The organism is Candidatus Nanosyncoccus alces (genome assembly GCF_004138395.1).
In the GTDB taxonomy this organism is placed as follows: domain Bacteria; phylum Patescibacteriota; class Saccharimonadia; order Saccharimonadales; family Saccharimonadaceae; genus Nanosyncoccus; species Nanosyncoccus alces.
Map to the genome: position 1 here is coordinate 184858 of NZ_PRLM01000006.1, position 24954 is coordinate 209811.

Genomic DNA, 24954 nt, shown 5'->3' on the forward strand with positions numbered 1-24954 from the left:
GGTTACAAGGAGAAAAATATGAATACAGCTGAATGGATATTGGTCGTAATATTAAGCATAACTCTTTTGATGTTTTTGATTTTAGGAATTGTGCTAATAGTCCGATTGATAGATTTGAGTAAGGAAGTTAAAAAAGTAGTGATTGAAGGGCAAGACATTGCCAAAAATACTAATGGCATAGTGTCTAACGTAAAAGGTATGACATCTATCGGTGGCACAATGGAAATGTTTGTAGATAAATATATCACGCCGAAATTGAAAGAAAAAATTAAGGAAAGGAAAAAAGATGACGGAAGAAAAACAGAAGAATAAGAGTGGCGCCGGAAAGTTCTTTTTAGGGGCATTGCTTGGTGGTGTAGCCGGAGCAATTGCCGGAAAGTTTATCCGTACAAAAACCGATGAGGAAGAGCCGGAAGGCTGTGAATGTGGTAATGAATGCAGCTGCCACGAAGAAAACAAGGAAAATACAATTAAGAGTGCTCCCGTAAGCAAGAAAGAACCTGAGGGCAAAACCAAGAAAACTGGCGAAAAGAAATGAACCTAAAACCGAGTGATTTTGTACACTTGCATAATCACACGCACTACTCGCTGTTGGATGGTTTGACGAAGGTACCTGAGCTGGTAGAGTTCGTAAAAGGTGAGGGGATGGAAGCGGTAGCGGTCACAGACCATGGTACAATGTCAGGTTTAGTTGAGTTGTACAAAGAATGCAATGCGGCCGGAGTTAAGCCCTTGTTGGGACTGGAGGCTTATGTTGCTGCTCGGAAAATGACCGATAAAGATCCTGCGCACGATAAACAACGATTCCATATTACGCTAATTGCTATGAACAATAAAGGTTTTGAAAACCTTTGCCGAATCATGAGTAATGCCGAAGAGCACGGTAAGTACTATAAGCCACGCACAGACCATGATGAACTAGAAAAATATAACGAAGGCATCATTTGCTTGTCTGGTTGTATGGGATCGGAAATCAGCGAGGCAATACGCGCTGGCGACGACAAACGTGCCTATGAGTTAATAGACTGGTATCGAAACGTGTTCAAGGATAGGTTTTATCTAGAAATGCAGGATCACGGCCATCCAAAATCTACTACACATTCAGCTGAACAGAAAAAAGTAAATGACTGGCACATGGCGCATGCTAAGGAGCTAGACTTACCGCTAGTGGTTACCTGTGATGCCCATTACCTTACCAAAAAAGACCAAGATGCTCATGAAATACTATTATGTATCGGGACTGCAGCCAATTTGTCCGACACTAACAGAATGACACTAAAGGATTATGATTTACATGTCATACCGGCAACCGAAATAATTGAGCACTGGCAAGATACTTGTCCAGAAGCGGTGTTAAATACCAAGAGGATAGCTGACAGGTGCAACGTAGATTTGCAATTGGGCCGAATTTTGATTCCGAAATTTCCCGTACCAGACGGAGAAGACGAAAAAACTTATCTGGATAAACTGGTGTTTCGGGGCTTAGTTTATAGATATGGCGGGAAGAAACTGGATGAGACTTTGGACTTAAGCGTAGGAGACTGCCGCAAAATTATCGAGGAAGTAGACAAAAAGCGCGACGAAGCGCACAAAATTCTACCTCGTATCGATTACGAGTTATCTGTGGTGGATAAAATGGGATACAATGGATATTTCTTAATCGTACAAGACTTTATTAACTGGGGAAAATCACAGCGCATAGTGTATGGACCTGGGCGCGGTAGCGCAGCTGGTTCTATTTTAGCCTACGCCTTACGCATCACTGAGCTGGATCCGTTGAAATACGATTTGCTTTTCGAACGTTTTTTGAACCCTGATCGCATTAGCATGCCGGATATTGATACGGACATCCAGGATACACGTCGCGACGAGGTAATTGAGTACTGTTCTAATAAGTACGGGTTCGATAGAGTTTCCAATATCGCAACCTTTGGTAAAATGATGGCGAAGAACGCAGTGCGCGATGTGGCCCGCGTGCTAGAAGTGCCCTATGCAGAGGCTGATAAGCTTGCGAAGATGGTACCTGACCCAGTAATGGGCCATCATGTGCATTTAGCAGACGCGATCCGTGATGTGCCAGACTTAAAACAAGAGTATGAAACGAATCCAACAGCCAAGGAGGTGATAGATTTTGCCTCCCGGCTTGAGGGAACTATTCGTAACCATGGCGTACATGCGTGTGGTGTAATTATTGCGCCAGATGATTTGGTAAAATTTTTGCCATTGGAAGTATCTGCTAAGGGGCCGATTGCTGCGCAATTCCCGATGGGCCAAGTGGAAGAGTTAGGGTTGCTCAAGATGGACTTCTTAGGATTATCTAACTTATCCGTAATCAATAACGCACTAAGGATGATTCGTAAAGTCTATAATAATGACATCGACTTATCTACATTGCCTTTAGACGATCCGGAAACTTACGCCTTATTGCAAAGAGCTGAAACTACTGGCGTATTTCAGTTAGAATCCGCCGGCATGAAACGATATTTACGCGTTCTGAAAGCTTCTACTTTTGAAGATATCATCGCTATGGTGGCGTTATATCGCCCGGGTCCAATGCAGTTTATTGATTCATTTATTAAGCGTAAACACGGCGAAGAGCCAATCACCTATTTGCATCCAGGGCTAGAGAATTCGCTCAAAAATACCTACGGAATTATGATCTACCAAGAGCAGTTCATGCAGATTTCGCGTGAATGGTGTGGGTTTACCGGAGGTGAGTCTGACACCCTGCGTAAAGCAGTGGGGAAGAAAAAGGTGGATTTGATGAACAAGTTGAAACCTAAGTTCATCAAAGGTGCAGTAGAAAAGGGTGGAGCTACAAAAGAGATTGCAGAAACTTTTTGGGAACAATTGCTTGAGTTTGCTAATTATTGCTTTAATAAGTCTCATGCAGCGTGTTATGCTTTAATTGCTTATTGGACGGCGTATCTTAAGGCCCATTATCCGGATGCATTTATGGCGGCGTTAATGACAGCAGATATGCGTTGGACAGATCGTTTAGCGATTGAAATCACAGAGTGTAAACGCATGGGACTAAAAGTGCTTGGTCCAGATATTAACCAATCATACGGAGACTTTGGTATTGTGGGGGGCAAAAAAACGATTCGTTTTGGACTTTCAGGGATTAAGAGCATGGGCAAATCTTTGGTTGAAGACTACGTAATCCCCGAACGCGACAAAAATGGCCCCTTTAAATCTGTTTGTGACTTTGCTAAACGGGTGGATAGTACGAAATTCAATAAAAAATCGTGGGAAGCCGCAATCAAAACAGGAGCGTTCGATAGGTTCGGTTTTTCGCGTTCTGACTTACTTTTTAATCTGGAAGCTGTTCAGGCGTATGGGGCAAAAATTCAAAAAGACATAGGCTCTGGGCAAACCGATCTTTTTGGAATGATGGGCGAAGCCGGAGCAGTGCCGGAAGTAGAAATCAAAAAAGCTCCCGTGCAACACCCAGAAAAAGAGCAACTATTATGGGAGCGTGATTTGATGGGTCTATACCTTTCCGCTCACCCTCTAGACAAATATGATACTTACTTTGAAGAACAAACTCACCCAATGGACTCTATTAATGCGGAAAACAATGGCCGTATTGTGACAATTGGCGGAATTATTACGGCTGTGCGAGCCATTATGACTAAAAAGGGAGACAAAATGGCCTTCGTAAAGATGGAAAATAAGTCTGCCGAAACAGAGTTTATCGTGTTCCCAAGCACCTTTGCTGAATATGGTGGAAAGTTGGAGGTGGATAACGTAATACGAGTACGTGGTAAGGTTAATGCTACCGATAGAGACGGGAATATTACAACGGATGTGAAGCTACTAGCAGAGACCATAGAGCTAGTGTCTGATAATCTCTTAAAAAATTACCAGCCTACTGGTACCAAACTTGCCGCACCAGCCTTGGCGCCAAGTGGCAATAAGAAGCGTTATAGTAAAACTTCAGCTGAGCGCGTTTACAATAGAAATAGTAACACAAACGAAACCCAGATGTCCTCGATAGCGGATACTCCCAGAGTATTGAAAGAGCCGCCTAAGGACCCTCGCAAAGAGAGGCTTTATCTATTAATAGAAGATGCTAATGATACAGATACTCTATCAGCGATCCGAAGACTAGCGGATTTGAACCCAGGTTTTCAAGAAGTAGTATTGGTACTGCGTGACGGTGAGCGAAAACGACCTTTGAGGATGCCCTTTAAGGTGGAAGTGTCGGACGACTTATTAAAAAAGTTGCAAGATTTGATTGGCGAAGAAAAAGTAAAAGTAAAATAAATCAACTTTTCAAAGTCACTGAGTTGGTATATACTGGAAATAAGGTGGGAGCACAAGGAAGCTCTCATTTTTCATAGGTAAGAAGACCTTTGTACATTAAAAAGGAGGAGATTAACAAATGTTAAGAGGTCAACAGTATTATATTATCGACACTAATGTCCTCGTAGATTATGTCGATATTATACCCCCCCCCGGTAACCCAAAAATAGCCTTAGAGGCGCCCACGATCGATTTAACTGGTGCACATCTCGTAATTCCTTCAGTCGTAATACGTGAGCTTTCCAACTTCAAAAAGGAAAAGAGCGAACGCGGCAAAGCAGCCCGAACCGTGCTAAAGAGAATTCGTGACTTAATGGAAGCTGATAAGCCGCCTATCTTGAGCCAAGCTTATGGGCTACGTGCACCAATAAAGATCCCGCAACGCAATCAATTGCTGTCGATTTTGCCAGTGCATAAGGATTTCAAGAAGTGTCTGCCGTTTAGCCCTTCTGGAGACGATATGGATGGACAAATCATTTTGGCGGCGTTAGCCACGGCCTTTATTGCAGAGGGGTCAGATACGGATGGCTCCGCGAGTCAAAATAAGCTCACCCAAGAGCGTACGGCTGACGTTACGATTCTGACTAATGACAATGGATTGGCAACACGAGCCATGATTCGTGGAGTCAAAACCCATCGTTACGGTTACAGGTATCCTGAGCCTTATACTGGTAGAAGAGACGTAGTGGTGCCAAAAGACCTATTCAACAACTTTCTTGCCAACAAAAGACTCAGTCTTGAAGAATGGCAAGCGTTGATGCCTGAGCAACCAGAATTGATTGCCAATGAGTTTATCGTGATGAGCCTTGAGGACGAGAACGATTACTCAAAAGACTACAGGCCGAACGAAGACCCGTATTTTTCCAACATCGGTCGCTACGACGCTAGAGAGCGATCTATAGTCGGACTAAAATATGTGCGTCAGTCTCCAGTTTACCCTAAGAATTCCGGTCAGGCTATTTATGCAGAGGCGTTGATGGATCCTAACATCGCTGCTATTATTTGTACTGGCCCAGCTGGTTCTGGCAAGACGTATATGGCCACCATATATGGCTACCAGGCTTGCAAAGACGGCGATTACATCGGAGTAACTGTGGTACCTTGCGAGAGCCACAGCAATATCGGTGCTTTGCCGGGTGATTTAGACGAAAAAATGGATCCTGATGTTCAACCGTTAAAGAATGCTCTGAGAAATTATCTGTTGAATGAAGATAAGGCTACCCGTAAGGAAATGGAGAGAAGACGGAAAGAGAAAGATAATGCATCTTTTGTACCCGTTGACAGCTCCGCAGAAAAAAGCGGTTCAATCAAGAGCAAGCTGAACGACCGAATCAATAACATTTGGGAAAACTGGTTTTCCAGTATACCAATAGAGAACGCTCGTGGCCGTGATTTTTCCTTTGAATTGGCGATCTATGACGAGTTCCAGGATCAGAGCGCAACACAAGCTGATACTTTGATAAAGCGCATCGGCAAGGAAGGCAAAATCATCTTAACTGGAGATATTGAGCAAATCCATGCACCATATCTGGATAAGTATAATAACGGTTTGGTATATGCTTCGAAACTATTATTAGACAATCCGATGGTAGCGCAAGTACGTTTTACTGAAGATGAAGTAATACGTCATCCCTTAGTAAGGGAAGTCGCTCGTCGCCAGAAAGACAAAAGAGCCCATTAATATTTCCTTCTTTCTACTATCCCCGCCACTATTACATGGTGACGGGGATTTTTATAGAAAACGGAAAAATCTAGTGCGAAAAGCCCAAAATCTATTCAATTTGAGAAATAAAGTTTATGCTTTTACATTTTCTTTTGTAAAAGTAAAAAATGTGCTACAATAGTAAAAGAATTTATTAGAAATCGTAGTTGACATTATATTAAAACTATGATATTATAAGTAGAATTAACAATATTAACAGTAGTGGGATAAGGAAATATACTGATGGACCAAAATGCGGAAATCCTCAAAAATGCAATCTCCGGCAGTCTAAGAATTATCGAACAAGATCGTGAAAAAGAAATTATTTCTCGACGCTTTGGACTAGCTGGCAACAAAGAGACCCTTGAACAAATTGGTGAGATGTTATCAATTACTAGGGAACGGGTTCGCCAACTCGAAAAGGCAATTCTTATTCGTCTCCAAATTTCCGCTGAGGAGAATCAGATTCCAGAATTAGCCGCTGCTGAAAAGATATTGATTCGTAACCTAACTGAAATGGGGCGGGTGGCGAAGATTTCCGACCTCGCCGATAAAGTCTATGGCAGACCAGCTACCGCGTCCGAAAAGACCGGCCTTTATTTTATAGCGACTTTTTCTAAAAGTTTGGCTGTAGTAGAAGAGAATGACCGTTATAATGCCGCCGTAGGTATTGCCGAATACGGTGACAGTAGGGCCATTCGTGAGAAGGTGGATCAGATTGTTAAAGTCATCAAGGAAAACAAGAAACCTATGACGGTGGATGAACTTGACAACAAGTTAGATTATGAGCATCCTAGCTACATTAAGGCCGTGGCGTCAATCTCTAAATTGTTGGCAACTCTTAACGGAGTATGGGGTTTGGCGAAGTGGCCGGCAGTGAACCCAAAGAATATCCGTGATAAGATTTTCGTGGTTTTAGAGACGAAGAAAGAGCCGATGCATTTTTCGGATATCGCAAAAGAGATTGCCGAGTCTAATTTTAAACGCAAAAATGTAACTATCCAAGCAATCCATAACGAACTAATAAAAGACCCTCGGTTCGTATTAATTGGAAGAGGTATTTATGCACTCAGTAATTGGGGGTATAAGAAGGGAACTATCTCCGAAATTATTAAATCTATTCTGGAGAAGTCTGAAAAACCTCTTTCGCGCGAGGAGATTGTCAAGCAAGTATTAAAAGTGCGCAAGGTCAAAGAAACGACAATTTTACTAAATTTGCAAAACAAAGCATTATTTAAGAAAATCGACAAGAACTCTTATACGCTAGCGTAATATATGATAAAATGATTTTATGGAACAAGTCATACATTTTATTTTAATGCCTATCTTCTGGATCCCAGTGGTAGGAATTTTGGCGTTTTTGACTTATCGTAATTATAAAAAGTTGAATAAGCTGAAAGTTTTAAATGTGGATTCCGTATTATTGATGCTTGAAATCCCGCGTGATAACGATAAAAAAGAGCTCGCGGCAGAACAGCTTTTTGCTAGTTTGCACGGAATTTTAAGAGATAAACAAGAGTTAAAGAACTCTGGTGGCGTGCAAGAGCATTTATCGTTTGAGATTGCTTCGACCGCAGGCCAAATTAGGTTTTACGTCTGGGTGCCGAAAGTACTACAAAGCTTCGTGGAAGGGCAGATTTATTCTCAATACCCGACCGTGCAGATTTACAAGATGAACGAGGATTACGTGGATGACCGCAGTAAGTACCCAGTAAATTACTCAGCGGAATTGAGTTTGATTGACAATGAAGCGTTACCGATTAAAACCTTTGACACTTTTGAGGTGGATCCGCTGGCAGGAATCACTGGCACATTGGCAAAACTTAGCCCAGACAAATCAGAAGAGCTTTGGGTTCAGATTTTGGCGAGACCAATCCCAGATGACTGGCATAAAAATACTACGGACAAATGGGTCCGCCGGGTGAAATCTGGTAAAAAATCGCTTTTTGCTGGTACCGGCATCGATTGGACTTGGCTAGCAGAGGCGATTGGGGCATTGTTCCGCCCGCCAGCTGGAGGCACTGGATCAGAAGTAAAAGTAGAGCTGTCTGAGCGCGATAAGACTCGTGTCACTAAAGCTGAAGAAAAGGCTACAAAATTAGGCTATGATGTAAAAATTCGCTTGGCCTACCTAGGACAAAACCAAACTGACGCTAAACTTAATATGCAAGCTTTGGTAGGAACGTTCAAGCAGTATAATTCTACCAATCTTAATGGCTTTAAACAAGTGGGGGGAAGTTTTAACGCTTCCGATTTAGATGCATACAAGGTGCGGCAATTTTCGAATCGTGGTTTCATCTTGAATATCTCTGAATTGGCTTCAGTATATCATTTGCCACATACGTCAGTAGAAACACCAAATATCGTATGGGCTTCGTCCAAAACGGCTGAGCCACCTGCTAAATTACCGGTGCTCACTGGCAATGTGGCCACCGACGAGAATATCTCGGCATTTGGGTTAACGAATTTCCGCGGGATTAACCATCAATTTGGCCTTTTGCGACGTGATCGTTCACGCCATGTATATATAATTGGGCAGACCGGGGCAGGGAAAAGCGGGATGCTGGAGCTTTTGGCGCTATCTGATATTTTCTACAATCAGGGATATTGTATTATCGATCCGCACGGAGATTTTGCTATAGATAATCTAAGATTTATCCCGGAGTCACGCGTGAAAGATGTAGTGTATTTCAATCCGGCGGACACAGCCTTCCCGGTCGCTTTTAACCCGCTCGAGATTACCGATCCTACGCGCAAACCAAATATTTGTTCAGAAGTCATTGGAGTGCTTAAGCGGATGTTTGGTGATTCTTGGGGCCCAAGACTCGAGCATATTTTGCGTTATACTTTGTTGGCTCTTCTAGACAGGCCAGAGACCACACTCCTTGACATTTCGAGACTTCTAACTGATAAGGACTTCCGTAAAGAAACTCTGGATTATTGCAAAGATGTGACAGTGCTGCAGTTTTGGAAACACGAGTTTGGGCAGTGGAACGAAAAGCAGGTAAACGAATCTATTGCTCCGGTTTTGAACAAGGTGGGGGCTTTTACGGCTAATCCAATTATCCGAAACATTATTGGGCAGCCCAAGTCATCATTTGATATCCGCAAAATTATGGATGAAGGAAAAATACTAGTAGTGAACCTTTCTAAGGGTCTGATTGGAGAGGATAATGCTGGCATTTTGGGGGCTTTTCTGGTAACAAAAGTACAACTTGCAGCAATGTCACGTTCGGATATTCCAGACGTAGCGGATCGACGGCCGTTCTATTTATACGTGGACGAGTTTCAGAATTTTGCTACAGATTCATTTGCGGTAATTTTATCCGAAGCACGCAAATACGGCTTGAATCTAACCGTAGCAAATCAATATGTAGCTCAGATGACTGATAGCGTGCGCGATGCTGTATTTGGCAACGTAGGAACCACGATTTCTTTCCGAGTATCTGCCGATGATGCACCAGTGCTAGTGAAACAATTCGAGCCCACTTTTGAAGAGTCTGATATCATTCAACTAAATAACCGACACTTCGTAATATCAATGATTATTAATGGCGAAAAAGTGCCGGCATTCTCGGCTACTACTTTATCAATACCAGACACGCCTAAGGATAACTTTAAGGCAATTATGGATCATTCACGTGAGAACTTTGCTAGACCACGGCTAGAGGTGGAGGCGGAAATTCGTGAAACAATCGAACAATCTGAGAAATACAAGAAAGATCTTTCTGATTCTGGCCGTCAGGATGAACCCCGCTTGGTAATTAATAGTAAAGACCAACCAGTGTTTAAGCCTGTAAATATTAGAAACGAAACGTCTAACTTGCCTACGCAAACATTTAGTTTTGGCTCTTTATCCGAACAAAAACCGAACTTAAAATACCAACCTACCCCGCAAGCAGATTTTCGCCGGCAGAATTTGAGTCCAAACACGGCTGAAGGCAAAGAGAGACTGGGGTTAAAAGATTTAGCAAGGTTAGTAGCCGAGAGCAATAATCAAGATCAGGGAAATAGCGCAGAGCAAAAACCAGACGTGTCCAGCAATGGGACGACAAAAAAAAGGAAGAAGGGCAGTAAAAACCGTCGTAATCAAGCAAAGAGAGGGGGAAAACGTTCCGAAAAAACCAACTCTAACCCTGTAGTTCTCCCTGTTGTGCAAAATAACACTCCAACAAAGAATGTCTCTAACCATACCTCTGTTAGGCCAGAGGTGGAATACCAAGAAAAATCAACCATAGATATCCGACCGTCTCATAATTCTCTACCCCTGTCTACCCCAGTTAAGCACACTGAAGACTTCGCCAGCAAAGATAACTCGGTGGATGGATTCTTATCCATAAAGCATTAGACAAATCAAAAAAATCTAAGACAGCCCGAGTTTAAAAACAAACTCGGGCTTTTACAAGAAAATAAAAGTAAGTGTGGGCTTAGCTAAAAAATAAAGTAAATTAGCATGAGTGGAGCCGATCGACTTTTCGATATAGTTTTAACGTCGTACAATACAGATTTTAAGACATTGAGCTTATGGTTTTCAGACGGTTGAGTTATCGTCTTCTATGAGTGAATATTTCTGGGCGGGCGGGAATTAAGTTGTGTTTCCATTTTCAAATAACAATTTCCTTCAAAGCTTGGACTTGTTGGTTGATGATTTTTACACTTACTCGGCAGGCAGGCGCGAACAAGCTTAGCCGGAGGTACTTCTAATCTAGTTGGCGCTTTGAAGTTCAAAATCTAAAATGTCGGTTTTTGCCAGTTTTTGCGGATTTTCAGCCAAATTTATAAATTTGACAATTCCCTTGGTTTATTTCCCTTTTTTACATTTTTCCCTGTTTTCCCGTGAGTGGGCGCGCGGAGTGGATGTTTTTGGACCGAAAAATCTCCGAACGAAAACCGAACAGAAATAGGAAACTACGGAATTATAATTCTAGAACAAAAACCGAACGTTTCCCTTTTTTGATAGACTTTTTATACCCTGATGAATAATAGACCCCTAAAAGAGAGGTCTGTTATTCATAATTTTGTCGTAGCCGATAATTATCGTTTGTCGAAATCGATGCGCTTGTGGCGGTGTTTAGCAAGGCTATTTTTACGCATGGTAACTATCATGGCGGCCGATAAGATCCCGGACGCAGCAATAGAACCAATAATAGACTTTACCACTTCTTTGATGCTACCAGCGCCCGTATTTGGCACCCCAACTTTATTGGTATAGCCTATGGCGTATGTACTGAATTTATTAGTATCGAAAACAATTTCTCCGTTTTCTATAGTTGATGGCAATAATTCAACTTCGCCATCGTGGACTCTATAGACTTGATATACTGCGTCATATTTGTCTACTCCTTCAATTTCAGGAGCAGGAAGCTTGAAGGTTTGAGTTACATCGTCACCTAGATCGGTGATATCATACAGTTCATTAGACGTGTCGGCTTCGACTATGGCTGCGCTTATTTCATAATATTCCTCGATAGTAGAATTGTTTTCTTTAGCACTATCTTGGATCAAATCTAAATCTTCTTCTGGTACATCTGATTCGTCTATGGTTTCTTCCGTGAATTCGAGATCTAGAGTCCCGCCGCTACTTTCTATAAAAGCTCTGAGCGAGCCTTCAGGTATAAAACCATTTTCTGATGCTGGAAATAGGTTATTGAGGATTTTGTTAAATTGAATTCTTTTTTCGGTAGAAGTTCCTTCGGGTAATCTATAGACCATGATTTCTTGATATCTTTCAATCGGATCCGATTCATTGTATCCGGTCAATGCTGTATAATATTGATTTTGAACATGAAACCCAATTACTCCACCCTTAACGCCAGTCAGTGTAATGCCGGTAGTTGGGGTGCCGGATACTTTTAAGACACTCGTGTCCCATGATACACCGTTTACCATTGAAGCTTCTACTATTTCTGGATAGCTAACGCCAGTTATAGTTTGAGGCATATCAATATCTACCGCTACTGGTATGTATGCATTTTTGAAGTACTGGTATGGATAACCGGGCTGAGTGATGACATATTTGCCATCATTGGACTGTTCAATTTTACAACCATTAACTGTATACTCATTGGCGATGCCGCTACTGGCAATTTTTGCGTCTACGATTTTCAAGCTACCAGTGATATTTGAAAAATTAGCATTAGTGTAATCGCCGCCATTTAAATATAAAGAACCGCTACTGTTTACTATAATATTTCCGTTTACTGTGGCCATCGACATCATTGTTCCACTATTGTTAATAGCAGCATTAGTAGTCCCGGAAACTTCGCCAGTAAGAATCAAAGTGGCGTCGTTTTCGATAGTAATTGTGCTACCAGAGCCAGCGTTCGTCAAAGTGTGGCTCACATCGGTATATTTTAAACTGTTATATTTGTAATGATCCACGGCTGGAAATGAAGTATTCGCACTATCCAACGATCCATAATAGTCGGTAACGGTTCCTCCGTTAAGGCCAGTGTAAGAATAAGTATAGTAGTCAGTTAGGAGATTGATTTTTTTACCGGTGGGAATAGTAATATTAGCACTACAATCCTCTGTAAGATAAATATTCGTCCAGTATGAAGAGGTATTGTTAGCAATAAAACTATTTAATTCATTACATCCAACAGCAAAATCCAAGCCACCCATGCCGTCTCCATGAGCATTAAAATATTTTAACGTACCCTCTTCCGTACCCATATAGCCGACATAAGTATAGGCCGATGCGTGGTTACAAGATAGACAGGCTAACGCTAAACTTGTCGACAAAATAGCAGAACAGACTATTGTTCTCTTGTTTATCTCTAGCATATATATTTTTCCTTTCTACGTTTTTGTTTTATGTATAACCTTTATGCTTATAATTCTACCCCCCCCCCCCCCCCCCCTTATAGGGGAGACGGACGTCAATATACTGAAAGTCCGTAATTCCCTGGTCGGCAAGATAACGTAGCATACGGTCGGCATCTTCTACTGAGACGGCAGTACCACGATCAATCACCATCTTAATAAAGCCCGAGTGGCCGTCTAGATAGAAGTCTACTTCGCGGATGGTATTAGTCGGAAGTACCGCTTTAGTAGGTTGATAGCCGAGACTGCGAAAATCGGCTTCGGCTTGACCGATATATTCCTGCATACGGGAGGTTATTTTGCCCTCTGCAGCTGTTGCATCTTCGTCTACGATTTCAATAGTGGGTTGATAGACGTAGGCTTCAGGTTTATTCTTGAGTTGGTTTTCGCCACTGCGATCAATCAACAGAAGATACGCGCCCACTAGAACAGCGGCCAAAGTTGCAAAACCGAAACTTACGAGAAAAACCCGAAGACGCTTCTGGCGTTTATCCTTTTGGCGGGCGATCATCCGCTCATTGGCGGTCTCGAATTTCTCTCTCTGTTCACCGATGGTGCGGCCGGATTTTAATGTAGAACGACGATTCGCGACACGGCGAACCAAAACTGGTTGCTTAGATTCATCCTTGTCAGGAAATGAGGCGCGTCTAGCCATTTAACCTCAGGCTTCCTCTAGAATTATTTCGGCTAGACGTTTTGCGGCGTCGGAGCGAGCCTCCTCGGCAAGACGGTCGGCCATATCGGCGCGCAAACGGGGGGATTTTATCAAATGGCGAATTTCTTCTAGCAATTTGCTGGGGTTGGCTACCATATCGGCATCTTTCACTACGACAGCGGCGCTAGCGGCCTCAAGGCGTTCAGCGTTCTTAACTTGATGTCCACCTGGCAAACGTTCGAATGGCACCAAGATGGTAGATTTTTTAAGTGCGGCCATTTCGGCAATAGTAGTAGCGCCAGCACGTGATACTATCACGTCGGCAGCCCCCATTAGCTCGTTCATAGTAGTGTTAAATTCCCACATACGAAAGTTAGATTCTAGCGAAGCCTTTTCCCAATTTTCATATTTTTTGAGGTCTACCATATTTTCATAATGTTTTCGGCCAGCTACAAGGCCTACTGAAGTAAAATTCAGTAGTTCAGGTAGAATTTGCCGAGTAGCTTCATTGAGATTTTCGGAACCCTGTGACCCTCCAGTAATTACAACTAAGGGTTTATCTGGATTAAAAGAAAAAGCTTTTTTGAGAGACCTCTGTTTGGTTAAACTAACTGGTTTAAATTCTGGCCCGACCGGGATGCCAGTCCAAACGTAATTGGGGTGTCTTTCTTGCAGACCTTGTGGCAACGGCATACCAAAAGCTACTTTTTTGGCTTTTCGCATTAGCAATCTATTAGCTAGACCAGCGACAACGTCTGATTCATGGATAATATAAGGGATCTTAAATAGCCGGGCAATAAGCCCTACCGGTAAGCAAACGTACCCCCCCTTGAGGAATATTACATTTGGGCGTGATTTTTTGCGTACCAAACGACAAAAAGCCGCAATAATACCACCAAGAAACCCCAAAAAACCAACTATGTTGCCAAAAATCAAATCTTTTAAGGTGACTTCAAGATGCACGAAATAATCTTTGAAGTGCCAGTTGGAATAACGGTGAAACTTGCCGGCCGGAATGCGGCGTACGCGAATGTATGATCCCTTGCCACGACGGGTAGCTTTGTCCTCTTCCCCCCAAGAAACGCCAATTTCCGTAGTGAGTTTGGTGACGTTTTTGTGATATTTAAAATCGGTCCAGAATTCGACTTCTGCACGGGGTTTTTGGTCTAAGATTTCACGAACTACGGCGACTGCCGGAGTGATGTGCCCCCCGGACCCCCCGCCGACTACTAATATCTTCATTTTTACTTACCTCCCTACTAGTATAACATGAAAGTTGTAGAACTAGACCAATGGCAAAGGCAATGAAAATCATACTGGTACCGCCATAAGAGAGAAGTGGTAAAGTGATGCCGGTGACTGGCACGAGTGAAGTCATGGCCATAATGTTGACAACAACCTGGGCGAGGGTCCAAGAAAACACCCCAGTTATAAGCAGGCGATCGCTAATGGCGGGTGTATTATCGGCAACTTTGAGCATGTGTAAAAGCATTATGCCAAATACGGCAATGATTAAAAAAAGCCCAATAAAACCGAAGGTTTCGCCCATAATAGCAAAAACTGAGTCATTGATTGATTCTGGCAAATATCCAGTAGCCTGCACGGAGTTTCCTACTCCTACACCAAACATCCCGCCAGTGCCAATAGCAAGCATAGCGTTTTCAACGTGATAAGTAGAGTCAGTACTCTCCCCGCCTGTAAGAGTAGTTAGCCAGGCATCTACACGTTCCATACGATGTGAAGAAGTGACAACTGAACCAACAGCTACAGCCAAGACTACCGCTAGCATGATGAGATATTGTTTCGCAGGAACACCGGAAATAAGTAACATGCCAAAAATGATGGCTATGAGAGCTACGCCAGTACCGAGATCCCCTTGAGCAATTACTACAAGAAAAAGTGAAATGCCACAGATAATTATGAGCGGTACCCAAAACTCTTGCCATTTGCCGATGACGCCCTCTTCTCTCTTGCGGGCGAGAAAGTCAGCTAAGTAGATGACCATGGCGAGTTTTAATAGTTCAGCTGGCTGAAAGCTAAGCCCACCAAAGTTGAACCAGCGGCATTCACCTAGTTCGCATTTTACAAGTGACGAACCAATCATAGATAAGATCCATAGTAAGCCAGACAAAGCTAGCGCAATAATCATGATTGGCTTAGCGGTTTTTTTAATATATTTATAAGGAACCCACTTGAAGGCAGCAAAGAACGCTAGTAAAGATAGCCCCACCGAACGTAACTGGCCAACGAAGAAGAAATTAGAATCATAGTTGGACCCATAGGTAGAGTTCAGAACGTTGGCGCGCATGGGGCCGATGGCGTAAATTACTATTAAGCCTAGGGCCATCAGGCCCAAAGTAGTAAATAATATCACAAGGTCTGATTTATGTTTACGGATAATGGCCATTAAATAGCGCCTCCGGTAGCTGCGATAAAGATGCCCAAAATAGCGCAGACACCAGCGACAATCCAAAAACGCATGACAATTTTGGCCTCACCCCAACCTCTAGCTTCTAGATGATGATGAAGTGGTGCAGAAATGAAGACCTTTTTGCCAAAAAACTTTTTAGAGATGAGTTGAATCAAACTAGAGCCAGTTTCCACAACTAGGGGCAGGCCAATAATTGGCAAGAGTAGAAACGAATTTGTCATCATGGAAACTACACCAAGCCCGGCACCAAGTGCAAACGAACCAGTATCTCCCATCATAAAACGGGCTGGCGGGACGTTGAACCAGATGTAGCTTAGAAGCCAACCGACTACGGTGAGGCAAAACCCAAAAAGAAGAATATTGCCTTGGAAAAGAGCTATCACTCCGTAAGCACCGTAAGCCATCATAGCAAGGCCACCAGAAAGGCCATCTAAACCATCTGTGATGTTGACTGCGTTGGATGTAGCAACCACAGCGAAGGCAAAAATTAGCATTACCCAGATAGCTCCGACTTCAAAATCACCAATAAATGGGACTAGGATATCTGTCCAACCAAGCTTAAAGGTAAAAAACCAGCCTAAAGTTAGCCCAACGACGGAAATTAAGAAAAACTTAACTGGGCCACGCAATCCTGCCGCGCCACGGCCAGAACCGAAGATATTGATAGCGTCGTCGATTGCGCCAACTAAGGCTCCGCCTAGAAAGCCGACGAGCGGCAACCAGGTTTGCCCACGATCCAAATTAAAAATCCAGGTGACCGCAGTAACAGCAATGACGCCGACAAGACCAGCCATAGTCGGAAAAACACGTTTAAATTTATGGGCATGGAGCTTTGTCATGATGGGAAGATCTTTGCCGTCTACGGTAGTACGCTTTTGCTTTTTCCAGAACTTATACTTGTAAGCAAAATGAGTGTATAGGGGTGTCAGGAACATGGAAAAAAGGAATCCTGCTAACGCTAACAATAGTCCATAAAATACTTCTTCGTTGATTTCGCCCATTTTATATTATGCTTTCGGTTTTATCTTTAAATAATTAATGACGTAATTTGAGAGGCTATCGAACAAATTACTGGCAATGCCGCCATCCAAATATTGACCCTCTCCCCACATTTTAACCATTATTACGTAATTTGGCAACTCTCCTTCCGGCCCAACAAAACCGATGTAGGTACCGACTGTTTCACTCATAGTATCATCGTAGGCACCATCTTTGATGACCTGTGCAGTGCCGGACTTGCCCCCTATAGCATACCCGGCTTTATCTATGCCACCACGGACTTTGTAGTTGCGATTGTTGATCAACATTTCCCGCATCATTGCACTTGTATCATCTGAAAGGATTTTGTCATTTATTTTTTCAATGAAAGATTCGGCTTTTAATTCCCCATCTTCTAGGACGCCTTTTACAATGGTGGGGGTATGATAAGTACCTCCGTTAACAACAGCCGAAAAGGCGGTGGCAGTTTGAAGCATAGTAATGCCGAGGTTCTGACCAAACGTCATGTTGGCATAGACGGAATCGCGACCCCATCCCTCATTAGGGTCAGGTATATAGCCTTCAGCTTCTATCAGTTCGATGCCCGTAGCTTGCCCGAGGCGGAACTTGTTGTAATAATAATCGTAAAGTTTTTCACGTCCTTGCGCGGTAATTGCCCCAGGATTCCCGCCGAGTAATTTGAGTGCATATATGGAGCCTGTGTTGAGCGACCAGTAGAGCGCAGTGCGCATATTAATAGTGCCATAAAGGCTTGAACGCTGTTCGGCATTTTGGATTTTCCATCCATCGATAATTTCGTAACCTTCATTGAAGTATGTTGTATCTGGAGTCATTACCCCCTCATTAATAGCGGCAGAAAAAGCAAAGTTTTTGCAGACGGAGGCTGGTTCATACGGGACTTCAGTCGTATAATTCATATATGCAGAGGCGTCTTTGACAGCTCCGTAGTCACCCGGATTATAGTTTGGAAGATTAGCCATCGCGAGAATTTCGCCGGTATTAGGGTTCATGACAATAGCAGCAGCATTAGTAGCGGCTGTAGAGTTGATAGACTCAACCGCAAGCTCCTCAACACCTTTTTGCAGACCACGATCTACGGACAAAACTATATTTTTGCCGTCTTCGGCAGGGATTTTGATATTGTCATTGCCAATAGAAAGAGCGACTTTGTTGACGTCTGCGGTAGTTTTAAGTAAGCCGTCCTTGCCTGAGAGCAGATCGTTAAGTGAACCCTCTACGCCATACTGGCCTAAGCCGTCAGCGTTCACAAAACCGAGCAGCCCGGATGCCATTTCACCTTCGGGGTAGACGCGCTGATTATTTTTTTGGAACCAGACAGCAGAGATATTTTTCTCAGCAATTTTGTTTGCTACGTCGCGAGGAACATTTTTAGCAACGATAGAATAGCGTAACCCCTCTGTGCGGTAAACTTCTTCTAGATCAACCACAATGTATTCCTTGGCGTGGGCCTCAAGAGCGTGTTTAATTTCATCCTTGTCGGTGACGGCCGGATCAATAATAATCTGATAAGTGGTTTGGTTAAGCGCTACGGCCACTGGTTCGCCCTTATCCATCATGTAAATTTCTCCACGCTTGGCTACAATGGTTTCAAGCAAAGTATGCTGCTCGTCTGCCTTGGCTAGCCAATCGTTATGCTCTATGATTTGAATGAAAAAAAGTCGCACTGCGATAATCGCAAGCGCAACTAAAACTACTTTTTTCAAAATTTTGATCCGGTGATGCGTGGAAACGACCGGAGTGGCAGTAGTTAAATGTTGGTAGCTAATCCGCGGCATACCCCGTTACCGTGGCATCTTCCATAGCCGCTGCAACGGTACTGTTTTTGGCGGTAGCGACGGAATTTAGCCGCGCCTTTTCTACGGCAAGATCATCTTTTTTAGCATTCATCTCAGTAATTTCTGATTCAACGGAGGAAATTTCATAATCGAAACTAGTAGCTTTGGTTCCTTCAGCTACATAAATAAGACCAAAAACAAGAGTGAGCATACTAACGATCACGATTTGTGAGATTGAACCTAAGCTTCTTTTGGTATGGCGGACCGTATTACGATTGCGGGCAAAAGTATTGCTACTTGAACCGCGTCTGGTGGTATATGTTTGTTGCATTTTTCCTCGCTGATGTTTGTTTTTGTTTGTTTTCTAACTCTTTGGAGACCTTTTTGTCTTAGTCCGGAAGCTTTTGATTAAGCAGAGCTATAAGTAACTTAATAAAAGCTCCCGGGAAGGTCATACACTTTACACTCTCGTGAAACTCTATTTGGCGGGCTAAAAGCCCATCGCGCTAGTCACGGAATACCGGGCAAAGCCGTAAGCCGCCTTGCCCGGGAAGGGAGACTAACGGAAATGTACCTTAACTTTTTGGGCGCGAGACTTATTCGCGACTACGATTTGTTTTGGCATATTGCCTCCTTTTTTATGTTTTTATTTTTATCAATTCCGCTGAGCAATGCGTAGTTTAGCGCTGCGTGCTCGCGGGTTGATAACTAATTCCTGATTTTCCGCAGTAATTGGTTTTTTGGTAAGGATTTTCAGTTCAGATTCTTCGCCAAAACTGGATGCTTCCTTGAAATAATCCTTTACTAGCCGATCTTCTAGACTGTGGAAAGTAATAATTCCTAAGCGACCGTTTCTATTTAATAGCTTTGGCAGCAAAGGTAAAGTTTTTTCGATCTCACCGAGTTCATCGTTGACAGCGATTCGAATAGCTTGAAAGATGCGTGCGGCGGGATGAGTTTTACTGTACCTAGATTTACCGAGAATGATGTCGGCAAGTTCTTTGGTGGTATGTATTGGTCGGTGGTGGACGATTTCGCGGGCTAGCATTTTTGCGCGACCAGGCTTTTCTTCGCCAAATCTCACAAAAATTTCTGTTAGTTCTCTTTCGCCATAAGTGTTAACAACCGTATCTGCCGTCAAAGCTTGACGCCTATCCATGCGCATATCTAGAGGCCCATCATGTTTAAACGAAAAACCTCTTTCTTCCATATCTAGTTGCGGAGAAGAAACTCCAAAATCTGCCAGTATCATATCAAAAGTTTTTCCACACTCGGCAAGCTGTAGCACTGCACCATAAAAGTCGGTATTTTTGATTTCAATGTCGCGGGGGAATTTCTGCTTTAAATAGTCCGCAGCAAACTCATCCCGATCTACCAAAACTGAACCTTTAAACTGCCGTGTTACATCCAAAATTTCGCTAGCGTGTCCACCATAGCCTGCGGTCAAGTCTAAATAAGTTTTGCCCGGCCTGGGGTCAAGTCCTGCTAGAACTTCTGATAGTAATACAGGTGTATGTAGTTTCTTCATGCATTAATTATATAACGTTTGAGATCGTTCAACTAGAAACTTAGCGGGTTTGTTTCTGTTTGATTTTTGTTTACTCACAATATTATCCACCACAATTTGATTTACACGAAGTAAATCACACATTGTAGCCGTTGAGAGACTTATTGTGTTTGGTCTTTCGACCCTCATAGAGTTTTATTGGGAGGTGTGTTTTAAGGAAAGAGCGCACGATTTTGGTTTCGCATCTCGCTTGAATTTTAATGCGCGCTAGAGCTCCTAGTTGGTCGATCTCAAACTTTTTTAATGTACGACTTTTTGTTTAGCGTTTTTGTTTATTTATTCGCTGATTTAAGTTTATGATAATTTTTCACAAAATGCAAGAGCTTTTTTGGACTTTTTTGTGCATGTAGTTTTTCGCATGTGTGGAAAACTTCCCTGTTAATTTCCCGAACAGGGCCTGGTTGATTTTTGGCCGGTTTGTGGTGTAATAACCGAACATAGTTTTGTATCTTGTTTTTATAGTAATTCCCTATCAAAAATGGCCCCGAAGCCGGTTTTTTGTAAGTATTATTACTCTAAGAACAATCTAACCATAGCATAGCCATGTGATATAATTAAGAAAAATAAGTGGAGAAAATTCATGGAAAATACTGGTGAGCCGTTTGATGTCTTTCTTTGGGCGAACGAAATCGATGAAGTAAAAAATAATGTGTCGGCAGAGCTGTTTTTGTTTAACAAAAATTACACGCCGTACAAGATAAAGTATTCGGATAAGTTGACTGGCGCGGTAAAATCAATGTTCGTGCAAGAGGCAGTACATTATATTATCGAAGAGGCCGATAAAGGCTTAGAAGTGCGCGATTATGAGCGGGCTGACGGTGAAGAAAAAGTGATTTATCGCACTTCCCTTCCTAAGGTTGGCCGGGCCGAAACTTTGATCCACCTGATTGAAAATGAGTATAAAGATATTGATTATTTCTCAGAGAATGAGTATGACTTTAAAAAAGTAAAAGGTATTATTGCCAAATTTACCTACCCGGGAGGCGATGAAGGCACCAAGACTTTTTATATCGCTAAGTTGCTGCCGGCGTCTTCAGCACTAAAAGGCGCTTCGTCTTGGGAGATCAATGGCGAAAGCTTTGAGCCGTTTTCGGCCGAGATTGCTCTAAAGATGCCAGAAGACAACCAAGTGGCGATAGTGGATGGTACGATTATCGTGTTTAACCAGGCAAAGTTTGAGAATTTGTTCCAGTATGATTACAAGTCGCAAGTAATTGCTGAGGCGAAGGCAAAGGAATTGACTGAGAAGTATAAGCTATCTTTTGCGGAAGGGCTGACATTAGATGTCCTGCTAGCGGATAAAAAGCCGATTTTAAAAAAGGTGCAGGCGATGGACATCGCTGAGGAGATGCCGCAAGATAAATTACTAGACTATGCTGATGAAATGCAGTTAGAATTAATGACCGATGATGATGGTTCGATTATTATCATGGACGATAAAGATCTTACAATGTTTGTAAATTTGTTAAACGAAGATTATTATGTATCGCCAGTAAATGGCAAGCGTTACGAGATTAAATCTAAGAAGTTACTAGGCGAGCCGGATGGCGAGCCGCCACGCGGATAATAGTTTTAATTGTTTTTTAGTTCGAAATAGGAGTCGTCTACGAAGTTGGTTTCGTTGAGAGTCTCAAAAGTTTTCTTAAGATCTTCCCTAGCGGCGGCAACAGAGTCGTCTTGGCCTAGGTTGGACTCAATTTTGGCGTAGTAACCGCTTCTGCCATCAATTTTATCTAGATAAATGTAGGTGTCTTCACCCATTTTTAGCTCTTGGCGACGACGAGATACTTCGCCGACCAGTTTGAAGCCAAGTTGCAAAATGATATTCACGGTGTTTTGGTAATCTTTGATGCTGGTTTCTTCTACCACATCTATGCCAGAGTCTTCAATGTGACGACGAAGTATAAGCGAATACTTGGGCGGCTTATCTACTGCTTTCATTTCGGTGCGCATTACTAGACGTGGAAGATTCATTCCTCTCTTATAACCACGCGGTGTATAAACTCGGTCGTGCTGCCAATAGATGGCGCTAAAGTCTAGGTCGATGTCAGAAAGTTTATCCTCAAATTTGTCCCGGCTAGATAATTTACATTTTAAGATTACCTTTTTCATAGGCTAATTATAGCATATTTACGTCGGGGGTTGACTTTCTAAAACTACCATGACTATACTATGTGCGGGTTGGCTTCGGAGTTTAATGGGTTATAGATTCACAAACTCTATAGTTTAGGTTTTGCGGTTGTGTGAGGATTCATTAAACGGTTATTCTAGGCAGACTAGGATTCTAGGAAAGGAGTGATAGAAAATGACCATACGGATTAATCTGCTATGTATCGTCTTTCCGGGCAGGAAACGCCGAAGTAAAAAATCTAGCTAGCCGCCAAGGCTAACTAGACAACCCAAACTTAGAGAAGTTTTCCTAGAGGACTTCTCTTTTTATGCTTTAATTTTATCACGAAATTAATTCTATGTCTACTATCCTGGCTTCTACAGATTTCACACCATTGAAATCGTTTTTCATTAGTTTGACTAGCGGGACAACTTTATCTTCCGGAGTAAGGGCGATCCACTGCTCAGACGCATAGAAAGCAACGAGCTTAAGGCTGTTGCCTTTTTTGTCTCTTATATCTAGGCGCAGGTGGTTCCGCTCGGCGCCCATACGGGATATATTAACAATATCTACTTCTGGCAAACGGAAAATCGGTTCTTCGTTCCCTGGCCCGAAAGGCTCTAAAAGTTTAAGCTCATCGAGGAATTGGAGAGATAGGTCGGCCAAATTTAGGACATCCAAATCAGCACGTTGTCTGAGATGTTCTTCTTGGTTGGTAAGGTGTAGACTTTTGTAATATTCATTGATTCTCTCACGAAATTCGTAGAGTTTTTTGCCATCTACTCGCACGCCAGCAGCACCAGCGTGTCCACCGCCACCGATGATTGAATCTTTGGCAAAATTAAGCGCTTTGGCCAAGTTAAAGTCGCCAAAACTTCGACCAGACCCCTTGAAAATACCGTTTTCTACTTCTGATAGCGCAAAAGCAGGGCGATGATAATCCTCCAGTAGACGGCCAGCGATAATACCGAGAACGCCTTCATGCCAAGTACCGGTTTCTATAATTACTGGGTCATCTGACACGCCGTGGGCAGAAATTTCTTTCATAGCGGTTTGCTGCTCAGCTTTACGCTTTTTGTTGAGTTCTTCTAGTTGTTCAGCTAATGTAGCAGCCTCGGTAGGCGAAGTAGACCGAAGCAGGCTAAGTGATAGATCAGCAGATTGAAGGCGGCCAGCGGCGTTGAGCCGAGGGCCAATCTGAAAGCCGATGCTTTCGGCGGTCAAACTCTTTACTCGGGCTTTAGACATTAATTCCTTCAGACCGGCGCGGCGAGTTTTAGCTAGGACTTTTACGCCATAGTAACCAAGGATGCGGTTTTCGCCAGTAAAAAGCATATTGTCGCAAATAGTGCCAATTAGCACTAAATCTAGTAGCCATTTTTCTTGACCGTCGGAGATTATACCTTTTTTTACCAAGCCTTGCGCCACCTTGAAAGCTACGCCTACACCGGCCAAATCCCTTAACCCATTTATAGCGGTAAAATCTGGACGCTTGGGGTTAACCACCGCTACGGCTTCGGGCAGAGTGTCGCCGCATTCGTGGTGATCCGTAACGATGGTGTCTATATTCAAAGTATTTAACTCGTCGATAATAGCGTGGTTGCGTGAGCCGCAATCTACCGTAATCACCAAGCTGGCCCCCTGTTTTTTGGCGCGGGCGATGAGGCGCGAGCTCATGCCATAGCCATCGGTGAAACGGTCTGGCAGCATAATATCTATATTTTCAGGTTTGATGCCAGCCAAAGTGAGCGTATCTGCCATCACGGTGCTAGCTGTAACACCGTCTACATCATAGTCGCCATAAATCAGGATTTTTTCGCCGGTTTGTGTGGCTTGGGTGATACGTTCTACTGCTTTTTCCAAGTCTGGTAACAGATATGGGTCGGTGAGATCTTCGTATTTCGGGTGTAAAAAATCGCTGCCCAGCCCGCGTTTTTCCAGCAAGCGTTCAAATAATTTACTCATTTTAACCTATGGTTTTGCTCGGCTTGCTGCCCTTCTGACTCTTAATGACGATACTTTGAAGCTCTTTTAAGATTGGGAATTGCTTGTTGGTTTGGTAGATTTTGGTCTTACCTTTTTTGGTAACAATGAGGAATTTGCCCTCAGCCATGCGATTTAGTTCCCTCTGAATGTTACCGGGGTCCTCTTTAATAAGTTTGGCGAGGCCACGTACATGGGTCTTAAAATCTGGATACTTAGCAAAAACCACAATAATTTTACGGCGCACCCGAGAAGTGACAAATATATCTAACATATTACCTCGCTTAATTCTCTCTATTATAGCACGAAAATGGTAAATTTTACAACGTTTTATCTAAAAACCGCCCTCAGGCCGAGCCTTTGGGCGGTTACCTGGCGGGTTGGGCGAATTTGGCTTGACTTTTTATAGTCTTAGAGTTACAATTTAGCTAAGTTCTTGGATTATCGCTTCCTTCTGGGAGCGATTTTCAATTTTACTGTTACGCGCAATCGTCCCAGACATATTGAAAGTTTCATCGCAAAGAACTCTCCTTTCTACCGCCAGATTATTAAGGTAAATTCTACTCCTTTCTTACCGA

Annotated in this window: 18 protein-coding genes; 7 read left to right on the forward strand and 11 right to left on the reverse strand. The window is 42.9% G+C overall.

What is annotated here, in order from left to right; translation table 11 throughout:
• Positions 1 to 18: 18 nt before the first annotated feature.
• The 6 genes from G3RUM_RS03565 to G3RUM_RS03590 all read left to right on the forward strand — a co-directional run bounded on the left by G3RUM_RS03565 (position 19) and on the right by G3RUM_RS03590 (position 10358).
• Positions 19 to 312 carry a hypothetical protein gene (locus tag G3RUM_RS03565; protein WP_129735446.1) on the forward strand — a complete coding sequence of 98 codons (294 nt, stop codon included), beginning with the start codon at positions 19 to 21 and terminating at the stop codon, positions 310 to 312.
• Positions 287 to 538 carry a hypothetical protein gene (locus G3RUM_RS03570; RefSeq protein ID WP_129735448.1) on the forward strand — a complete coding sequence of 84 codons (252 nt, stop codon included), beginning with the start codon at positions 287 to 289 and terminating at the stop codon, positions 536 to 538. The genes G3RUM_RS03565 and G3RUM_RS03570 overlap by 26 nt, the downstream gene beginning before the upstream one ends.
• Positions 535 to 4269 carry a DNA polymerase III subunit alpha gene (gene dnaE / locus G3RUM_RS03575; protein ID WP_129735450.1) on the forward strand — a complete coding sequence of 1245 codons (3735 nt, stop codon included), beginning with the start codon at positions 535 to 537 and terminating at the stop codon, positions 4267 to 4269. The genes G3RUM_RS03570 and dnaE overlap by 4 nt, the downstream gene beginning before the upstream one ends.
• A gap of 118 nt (positions 4270 to 4387) precedes the next feature.
• Complete coding sequence (locus tag G3RUM_RS03580; protein WP_129735452.1) at positions 4388 to 5989, forward strand: PhoH family protein; 1602 nt, start codon at positions 4388 to 4390, stop codon at positions 5987 to 5989.
• Between the two features lie 264 nt (positions 5990 to 6253).
• Positions 6254 to 7282 carry an HTH domain-containing protein gene (locus G3RUM_RS03835; RefSeq protein ID WP_164998361.1) on the forward strand — a complete coding sequence of 343 codons (1029 nt, stop codon included), beginning with the start codon at positions 6254 to 6256 and terminating at the stop codon, positions 7280 to 7282.
• Positions 7283 to 7301: 19 nt separating this feature from the next.
• A complete protein-coding gene (locus G3RUM_RS03590; RefSeq protein WP_206660907.1) occupies positions 7302 to 10358 on the forward strand; it encodes a type IV secretory system conjugative DNA transfer family protein in 3057 nt (1018 codons plus the stop codon).
• Positions 10359 to 11044: 686 nt separating this feature from the next.
• Here G3RUM_RS03590 and G3RUM_RS03595 read toward each other — a convergent pair.
• From G3RUM_RS03595 to rsmH, 8 genes are all read right to left on the reverse strand, one after another.
• Positions 11045 to 12796: a hypothetical protein gene (locus tag G3RUM_RS03595; RefSeq protein WP_129735454.1), complete on the reverse strand. Its 1752-nt coding sequence runs from the start codon at positions 12794 to 12796 to the stop codon at positions 11045 to 11047.
• A 55-nt stretch (positions 12797 to 12851) separates the two neighbouring features.
• A complete protein-coding gene (locus tag G3RUM_RS03600; RefSeq protein WP_129735456.1) occupies positions 12852 to 13490 on the reverse strand; it encodes a hypothetical protein in 639 nt (212 codons plus the stop codon).
• 6 nt (positions 13491 to 13496) lie between these two features.
• Positions 13497 to 14732: a UDP-N-acetylglucosamine--N-acetylmuramyl-(pentapeptide) pyrophosphoryl-undecaprenol N-acetylglucosamine transferase gene (locus G3RUM_RS03605; protein ID WP_129735458.1), complete on the reverse strand. Its 1236-nt coding sequence runs from the start codon at positions 14730 to 14732 to the stop codon at positions 13497 to 13499.
• Positions 14665 to 15897 (reverse strand): FtsW/RodA/SpoVE family cell cycle protein, encoded by a 1233-nt coding sequence (locus G3RUM_RS03610; RefSeq protein WP_129735460.1) that lies wholly within the window; start codon positions 15895 to 15897, stop codon positions 14665 to 14667. Before G3RUM_RS03610 ends, G3RUM_RS03605 begins: the two co-directional genes overlap by 68 nt.
• Positions 15897 to 16922, reverse strand: coding sequence for a phospho-N-acetylmuramoyl-pentapeptide-transferase (locus G3RUM_RS03615; protein WP_129735462.1), 1026 nt, complete (start codon positions 16920 to 16922; stop codon positions 15897 to 15899). The genes G3RUM_RS03610 and G3RUM_RS03615 overlap by 1 nt, the downstream gene beginning before the upstream one ends.
• 6 nt (positions 16923 to 16928) lie before the next feature.
• Positions 16929 to 18716: a peptidoglycan D,D-transpeptidase FtsI family protein gene (locus G3RUM_RS03620; RefSeq protein ID WP_129735464.1), complete on the reverse strand. Its 1788-nt coding sequence runs from the start codon at positions 18714 to 18716 to the stop codon at positions 16929 to 16931.
• Complete coding sequence (locus tag G3RUM_RS03625; RefSeq protein ID WP_129735466.1) at positions 18703 to 19047, reverse strand: hypothetical protein; 345 nt, start codon at positions 19045 to 19047, stop codon at positions 18703 to 18705. The genes G3RUM_RS03620 and G3RUM_RS03625 overlap by 14 nt, the downstream gene beginning before the upstream one ends.
• 324 nt (positions 19048 to 19371) lie before the next feature.
• Positions 19372 to 20244, reverse strand: a complete 873-nt coding sequence (gene rsmH, locus G3RUM_RS03630; RefSeq protein ID WP_129735468.1) for a 16S rRNA (cytosine(1402)-N(4))-methyltransferase RsmH — start codon at positions 20242 to 20244, stop codon at positions 19372 to 19374.
• A 619-nt stretch (positions 20245 to 20863) separates the two neighbouring features.
• Here rsmH and G3RUM_RS03635 point away from each other — a divergent pair.
• Entirely contained in the window at positions 20864 to 21850 is a 987-nt protein-coding gene (locus tag G3RUM_RS03635; protein WP_129735470.1) for a Kiwa anti-phage protein KwaB-like domain-containing protein, read from the forward strand.
• Between the two features lie 5 nt (positions 21851 to 21855).
• Here G3RUM_RS03635 and G3RUM_RS03640 read toward each other — a convergent pair whose 3' ends face one another.
• The 3 genes from G3RUM_RS03640 to G3RUM_RS03650 form a co-directional block, all read right to left on the reverse strand.
• Positions 21856 to 22395, reverse strand: a complete 540-nt coding sequence (locus G3RUM_RS03640; protein ID WP_129735472.1) for a CYTH domain-containing protein — start codon at positions 22393 to 22395, stop codon at positions 21856 to 21858.
• 340 nt (positions 22396 to 22735) lie between these two features.
• Entirely contained in the window at positions 22736 to 24358 is a 1623-nt protein-coding gene (recJ, locus tag G3RUM_RS03645; protein ID WP_129735474.1) for a single-stranded-DNA-specific exonuclease RecJ, read from the reverse strand.
• Position 24359: 1 nt separating this feature from the next.
• Positions 24360 to 24650 carry a helix-turn-helix domain-containing protein gene (locus tag G3RUM_RS03650; protein ID WP_129735476.1) on the reverse strand — a complete coding sequence of 97 codons (291 nt, stop codon included), beginning with the start codon at positions 24648 to 24650 and terminating at the stop codon, positions 24360 to 24362.
• Positions 24651 to 24954: the final 304 nt, after the last annotated feature.